Origin of the sequence: Rhizobium sp. PEPV16, assembly GCF_008919455.1 — a bacterium.
In the GTDB taxonomy this organism is placed as follows: Bacteria; Pseudomonadota; Alphaproteobacteria; order Rhizobiales; family Rhizobiaceae; genus Rhizobium; species Rhizobium leguminosarum_Q.
Map to the genome: position 1 here is coordinate 39542 of NZ_VSZV01000318.1, position 7085 is coordinate 46626.

6 protein-coding genes are annotated in these 7085 nt (G+C 62.2%); 5 read left to right on the forward strand and 1 reads right to left on the reverse strand.

Features of this window, described 5'->3' with window-relative positions:
• The first annotated feature begins 215 nt into the window (after nucleotides 1-215).
• The 4 genes from FY112_RS19995 to FY112_RS20010 all read left to right on the forward strand — a co-directional run bounded on the left by FY112_RS19995 (nucleotide 216) and on the right by FY112_RS20010 (nucleotide 5695).
• A complete protein-coding gene (locus FY112_RS19995) occupies nucleotides 216-2090 on the forward strand; it encodes a potassium/proton antiporter (RefSeq protein ID WP_026158864.1) in 1875 nt (624 codons plus the stop codon).
• 70 nt (nucleotides 2091-2160) lie between these two features.
• A complete protein-coding gene (locus tag FY112_RS20000) occupies nucleotides 2161-3363 on the forward strand; it encodes a phosphoglycerate kinase (RefSeq protein WP_172426325.1) in 1203 nt (400 codons plus the stop codon).
• Nucleotides 3364-3588: 225 nt separating this feature from the next.
• Complete coding sequence (locus FY112_RS20005) at nucleotides 3589-4614, forward strand: class I fructose-bisphosphate aldolase (RefSeq protein ID WP_017962019.1); 1026 nt, start codon at nucleotides 3589-3591, stop codon at nucleotides 4612-4614.
• Nucleotides 4615-4771: 157 nt separating this feature from the next.
• A complete protein-coding gene (locus tag FY112_RS20010) occupies nucleotides 4772-5695 on the forward strand; it encodes a PhzF family phenazine biosynthesis protein (RefSeq protein WP_131629272.1) in 924 nt (307 codons plus the stop codon).
• Between the two features lie 45 nt (nucleotides 5696-5740).
• Here the strand turns inward: FY112_RS20010 and FY112_RS36845 are convergent, their stop codons facing one another.
• A complete protein-coding gene (locus tag FY112_RS36845) occupies nucleotides 5741-5905 on the reverse strand; it encodes a hypothetical protein (protein WP_165504147.1) in 165 nt (54 codons plus the stop codon).
• Nucleotides 5906-6077: 172 nt separating this feature from the next.
• Here FY112_RS36845 and FY112_RS20015 point away from each other — a divergent pair.
• Nucleotides 6078-7085: MFS transporter (locus tag FY112_RS20015; RefSeq protein ID WP_151519108.1), on the forward strand; the 1008-nt coding region annotated here is incomplete at its 3' end.

Consider the following 7085-nt stretch of genomic DNA (forward strand, 5'->3'; position numbering starts at 1 on the left):
GAGACTTTCTCCCGTAGCATTCCGTGTCGGTTGGCCGTCCGGCAGCCGTTCAGCAGCATGAAGCAGCATCGCGACGAGGTTAAGCCGCAAGGCCTACCCTTCTCTGACGTTTTGCCGTTTACTGACGGATCGCCGCGCGTGACGGAGGGGGTTAAATAAAGGCGGATCGGCCGGGGCGGCTGTGTTCGCGAAGCAGTCGATGGAAAGGGGTGGGCATGGAAGCGTTCTATATCGTGGTGCTGGTGTCGACGGCACTCGTGCTTCTTGCCGCTTTTTCGAGCCTGCTCGCCTTCCGCTTCGGCGCCCCCCTGCTGCTGCTCTTCCTGATGATCGGCCTTGCTGCCGGCGTCGATGGCCTCGGCATCGAGTTCAGCAACAATTATCTCGCCTATATTCTCGGCTCCATCGCGCTGGCCGTCATCCTGTTCGATTCAGGCTTCGGCACGCCGATACAGGCCTTCCGGCTGGCGGCCGTGCCCTCTCTGGCGCTCGCCTCGGTCGGCGTGCTGATCACCGCCTCGCTCTTTGCCTTCGCCGCCATGTGGCTTTTGAATTTCACTTGGCTGGAAGGACTGCTGCTCGGCTCGATCGTCGCATCGACGGATGCCGCCGCCGTCTTCTTCCTGCTGCGCATCGGCGGCATCAACATCCGTGACAAGGTGCGCTCGACGCTGGAAGTCGAATCCGGCACCAACGACCCGATGGCGATCTTCCTCACCATCGCCCTCGTCGAGGTGCTGGCGAGCGGCGAGCGTTATGCCGGCATCAATATCGGCATGCTCGCCATGTTCGTGCAGCAGATGGGCCTCGGCGTCATTCTCGGCCTGCTCGGCGGCATGATGATCGTGCTGATCGTCAGCAAGCTCGATACCGATCGCGGCCTGACACCGATCTTCGTGCTGGCGCTCGCTCTTCTCGTCTTCTCCTTCACCGGCGCGGTTGGCGGCAGCGGATTCCTCGCCGTCTATGTTGCCGGCATCTACGCCGGAAACCGCAAGATGCAGGCGATCGGCACCATCAAGCGCTTCCAGGACGGCATGACCTGGCTGGCGCAGATCATCATGTTCCTGGTGCTCGGCCTGCTCGCCACGCCGTCGCAATTCCCTGCCATCATCGTGCCGGCCATCCTGCTCGCCCTCTTCCTGATCTTCGTCGCCCGGCCGTTGGCGATCTGGCTGTCGCTGCTTCCCTTCGATTACACGCAGCAGGAAATCGGCTTCGTTGCCTGGGTCGGCCTGCGCGGCGCCGTCTCCATCCTGCTTGCCATCATGCCGATCCTCGGCGGGCTTGAGAACGGCCAGATCTATTTCAACACCGCCTTCATCATCGTGCTGGTCTCGCTGCTCCTCCAGGGCTGGACGATCAAACCCGTCGCCAAGAAGCTCGGGCTGATCATTCCGCCGCGCATCGGCGCCGTCGACAAGGTCGAGGTCGACCTGCCGGGCGCGGCCAACCACGAACTGCTCTCCTACCGCGTCATCAAGGATAGCCCGGTGCTACGCGGCGAGCGCATTCCGCGCTGGGCGACCCCCTCGCTCGTCATCCGCGACGGCAAGTCGATGCGCTATCAATATGCCGGGCGGCTGCGCGAGCACGATCTCGTCTACCTGTTCATCGTGCCGAGCTATTCCCGCCTGCTCGACCGGCTCTTCGCCAGCCGGGCGCCTGTCGATGACGACGATGCCGAATTCTTCGGGGCCTTCGCGCTCTCTCCCGCCCGCCCCGCCGCCGATCTCGACGCCGCCTATGGCCCCGGCCTGCTCAACGAATCCGAAAAGGGCCTGACGATCGCCGAATTGATGCGCCAGCGCCTCGGCGGCAAGGCCGATTATGCCGACCGCGTCCGCCTCGGCTCGATCATCCTCATCGTCCGCGATCTCGACGAGCACGATCACATCACCTCCGTCGGCATGTCGCTCGAAGCAGTCGAACCGGCAATTACGCTGCCGATCTTCCTCAATCTCAAGGACATCATCCAGCGCATCCGCGACCGGTTGAACGGACGCCGGAACCGGGAAACCGCAGCTTCCGAAAGCACACCGAAACCACCGGCCGGACGCGACGAAGGCACACGCGAAAACGGCCGCTGAACGCCTTGCGTCTCGAATGATCCTTGCTATGTTCGGCGCAACTTTCGCCAACCACGACAGGATCCTCCCCATGCCTTCTTTCAAGACCCTCGACGATCTTTCCGACATCCGCGGCAAGCGCGTTCTCGTCCGCGTCGACCTCAACGTCCCGGTGAAAGACGGCAAGGTCAGCGATGTGACGCGCATCGAGCGTGTGGCGCCGACGATCCTCGAATTGTCCGAAAAGGGTGCCAAGGTGATCCTGCTCGCCCATTTTGGCCGGCCGAAGGATGGCCCTTCGCCGGAGCTGTCGCTGTCGTTGATCGCCCCTTCCGTCGAGGAAGTGCTTGATCATGCCGTGCTGACGGCCTCCGACTGCATCGGCGAAGCCGCCGCCTCCGCCGTTGCCGCGATGAATGACGGCGATATCCTGCTTCTGGAAAACACCCGCTTCCACAAGGGCGAGGAAAACAACGACCCCGATTTCACCAAGGCGCTTGCCGCCAACGGCGACATCTATGTCAACGACGCTTTCTCGGCCGCCCACCGCGCCCATGCCTCGACCGAGGGCCTTGCCCACCACCTGCCGGCCTATGCCGGCCGCACCATGCAGGCCGAGCTGGAAGCGTTGGAAAAGGGCCTCGGTGATCCCGCTCGCCCTGTCGTTGCGATCGTCGGCGGCGCCAAGGTCTCCACCAAGATCGACCTGTTGATGAACCTCGTGAAGAAGGTCGATGCGCTCGTCATCGGCGGCGGCATGGCCAATACCTTCATCGCCGCCCGCGGCACCAATGTCGGCAAGTCGCTCTGCGAACATGATCTCGCCGAGACCGCCAAGCAAATCATGATCGAGGCCGCCACCGCCGGCTGCGCCATTATCCTGCCCGAGGATGGCGTGATCGCTCGCGAGTTCAAGGCGGGCGCCGCCAATGAGACGGTCGATATCAACGCCATTCCTGCCGATGCCATGGTGCTCGATGTCGGCCCGAAATCCGTTGAGGCCATCAATGCCTGGATCGAGCGCGCCGCAACCCTGGTCTGGAACGGCCCGCTCGGCGCCTTCGAGATCGAGCCCTTCGATGCTGCAACGGTCGCTGCCGCGAAATACGCCGCTGGGCGCACCATAGCCGGCAAGCTCACCTCCGTTGCCGGCGGCGGCGATACCGTCTCGGCGCTCAACCATGCCGGCGTTGCCGACGATTTCACCTATGTCTCGACCGCCGGCGGCGCCTTCCTCGAATGGATGGAAGGCAAAGAGCTTCCCGGCGTCGCCGTCCTCAACGCTGCTAAATAACTACCCAGACTGATTTCGCAGATTTTACATGTGGATAGACCGTTGAAGAAAAACAGCTTCCGCGGTCTTTTGCTCAGATGATGAAAAAAATCCCAAATTTTCAAACGATTGAATTGGATTCAATCGTTTCAATGACTTAGCCTTCCATTTTCCTCGCTATCAACTTCTGTTATCCGCGTTCTATATTCCTCAAGTGCCGATGTTTATTGTTGTGGAGAGAACGAAATGAGCGAACGACTGGAAGACATTGCAGTGCAGATGGTTGCGGGCGGCCGGGGGCTGCTCGCCGCCGATGAATCGACCTCCACCATCAAGAAGCGTTTCGACACGATCAACCTCGAATCGACCGAAACGAGCCGGCGGGACTACCGGGAGATGCTCTTCCGCTCCGACGAGGCGATGAAGAAATATATCTCCGGCGTCATCCTCTTCGAAGAGACGTTGTTCCAAAAGGCCGCGGACGGCACGCCCTTCGTCGATATCATCCGCGCAGCCGGCGCCATCCCCGGTATCAAGGTCGATACCGGCGCCAAGCCGATGGCCAAATATCCCGCTGAAACCATCACCGAAGGCCTCGACGGCCTCGGCGAGCGCCTCGCCAGATATTATGAAGCCGGCGCCCGCTTCGCCAAGTGGCGCGGCGTCATCGCCATCTCGTCAATCTTGCCGACCCGCGGTTCCGTCCGCGCCAACGCTCAGGCGCTTGCTCGTTATGCCGCACTTTGCCAGGAAGCCGGGATCGTTCCGATCGTCGAGCCGGAATGCCTGATGGACGGCAAACCGGGCGACCACAATATCGACCGCTGCGCCGAAGTGACCGAGTCCACGCTGCGCATCGTTTTCGAGGAACTGGCCGATGCCCGCGTCAACCTCGAAGGCATGATCCTCAAGCCGAACATGGTGATCGACGGCAAGAACGCCCGCAAGGCCTCGGTCGCGGAAGTTGCCGAACGCACCGTCAAGGTGCTGAAGGCGACCGTACCTCCTGCCGTTCCCGGCATCGCCTTCCTTTCCGGCGGCCAGACGACCGAAGAAGCGACAGCCCATCTTTCGGCGATCAATGCCAGCGGCGACCTGCCCTGGTTCGTCACCTTCTCCTACGGCCGCGCCCTGCAGGACAGCGCGCTCAGGGCCTGGAACGGCAAGCAGGAAAACGTCGCTGCCGGCCAGCGCGAATTCACCCACCGCGCCGAGATGAACAGCCTTGCCGCCAAGGGCAACTGGAAGAAAGACCTGGAAAAGGCCGCCTGAGTTTTTGGAGCTTTGAACTAATGGGCAGGGAGCGGCGAACGCAGCTTCCTGCCCTCTCTGCCGTTTCCTTCCCTCTCATTGTCACGGCGACAAGAAACCGCTTCGTTCCGCGAAAAACCGTGATTACTCATAGCGCCCTGTCACAACAGGAGCCGCCATGAACACCCTCTCCTACGTCACCGTCGATGTCTTCACCTCCACCCGCTTCGAGGGCAATCCGCTTGCCGTCATCTCCGATGCGCGCGATCTGAGCGATGCGGCGATGCAAAAGATCGCCACCGAGTTCAATTATTCCGAAGTCACCTTCGTCCTGCCGCCGGAAGACCCGCAAAATTCCGCCCGCGTGCGCATCTTCACCCCGACGATGGAAATACCCTTTGCCGGCCATCCGAACGTCGGCACCGCCTATGTGCTCGGCCAGCAGGCGGAGATTTTCGGCAAGCCGGTCGGCGATACGCTGCGTTTCGAAGAAAAGGCCGGCATCGTCGAAGTCAGCCTGAAACGCAGCGGCGGAAAGGTTGCTGCTGCCGCCATCCGCGCGCCGCAGCCGCTGACGATCGGCGACACCATCGCCGCGGAAACCATCGCCGGCTGCGTCTCGCTCGACCCCGGTGTCATCGTCAGCACCACCCATGCCCCGGTCTTTGCATCCGTCGGCCTGAATTTCGCCGTTGCAGAGGTGAATGGGCTCGAGGCGCTGGCCGCCGTCCGCCCAAACCTTGCCGGGTTCCAGGCAGCTGCTGGCCGTCAGGCGACGAGCGGCCACGACTTCTCGCTCTTCCTCTATGTGAGGACAGCCGAAAATCCGTGGAATATTCGCGCCCGCATGTTCGCGCCCCTCGACAACGTGCCCGAAGATCCGGCAACGGGCAGCGCGTCAGCGGCGCTTGGTGCCTATCTCGTCTCGCTTGCGCCGGAGGCCCATATGAACGCCCGCATCACCATTGAACAGGGCGTCGAAATGGGCCGCCGCAGCGTCATCACCCTTGATGTCGTGAAATCCGACGGCATCGTCACCGATGTCGTCATCTCGGGAGGCTGCGTTTCCGTCATGCGCGGAGAAATTAGCTTGCAAGACTGACGGTCGCAGTTCGGACCGTACCCCTGCGTTAGACTTAGTCCGGGGCTACATCAGCAAATCGCGCGAAAGCAGAGCCACTGCCCAGACGGCGAAAGCGATCAGCGCGAGCTTCCAGAAATCCATTCGCCGCCTGAGGCCGGGAAGCCCGAGCGGCTTGATCACCTGTGTCGCCATGGCAAGGATGAGCAGCAAGGCTATCAGCTTTGTCATGCTTTATTTTTTCCGTTTTTCGGAATGTCACAGGACGGACATTTTTCCGCGCGAACAAGAGGATCTCGACACGCCGTAAAGACATTCCGGGGCACAATCAATCATCTTGAGGCTGGGCTGACGCAGGTCCTGCCTTATGTCATTGCAAATCGCTAAGACCGAGTCTGGGGAAATGAAGAGAAATCTGCTGTCCGTCGCCGCGCTGCTCTTTGGCACGCTCTTCCTTTTCATGGGCAACGGCCTGCAGGGCATCCTGCTTCCGGTGCGCGGCAATCTCGAAGGCTACGGAACGACGACGCTTGGCCTGCTCGGCACCTCATGGGCCGGGGGCTTCGTCATCGGCTGCCTGGTTGCGCCGAAGATCGTGCGCCGCGTCGGCCATGTGCGTGCCTTTTCCGGCTTCATCTCGATCATCGCCATCATTGCGCTGGTCAGCGGCATCATCATCGATCCGATCTGGTGGGTGGTCCTGCGCGCCGTCACCGGCTTCTCCACCGCCGGCACGTCGATGATCATCGAAAGCTGGCTGAACGAGCGCGCCAGCAACGAGAGCCGCGGCGCGATCTTCTCGCTCTATATCGGCATCACACTCATCGGCGTCGTCGGCGGCCAGATGATGATCCCGCTCGAGGATGTGCGCACTCCGGTTCTGTTCATGATCTGCGGCATCTTCTATTGCATCGCCATGCTGCCGACGACGCTGTCGACCGCCGCTTCGCCGCAGCCGCTGAAAGCGGTGCGCCTCGATCTCCCGGCGCTCTATCGCAACTCGCCGGTCTCCTGCCTCGGCATCCTGCTCGTCGGCATCGCCAACGGTGCCTACGGCACGCTCGGCGCCGTCTTCGGCGCCGGCGCCGGCCTCTCCGACACCAGCATCGCCGTCATGATGAGCGCCACCATCTTCGCCGGGGCCGTGATGCAGCTGCCGGCCGGCCGGCTTTCCGATCGCATCGACCGGCGCTACGTGCTTGCCGCCATGTCGGGGATCGCCGCCCTTGCCGGCCTGCTGATCTTCCTGCTCCACCCGACGTCCCCCGCTTTGCTGATCGGGCTCGTCGTCCTTTACGGCGCCGTGGCGAATACGCTCTATCCGATCGCCGTCGCCCACGCGAACGACTTCGCGGCGTCGGAGGATTTCGTCAAGGTCTCGGGCGGCCTGCTGCTGCTCTATGGCATCGGC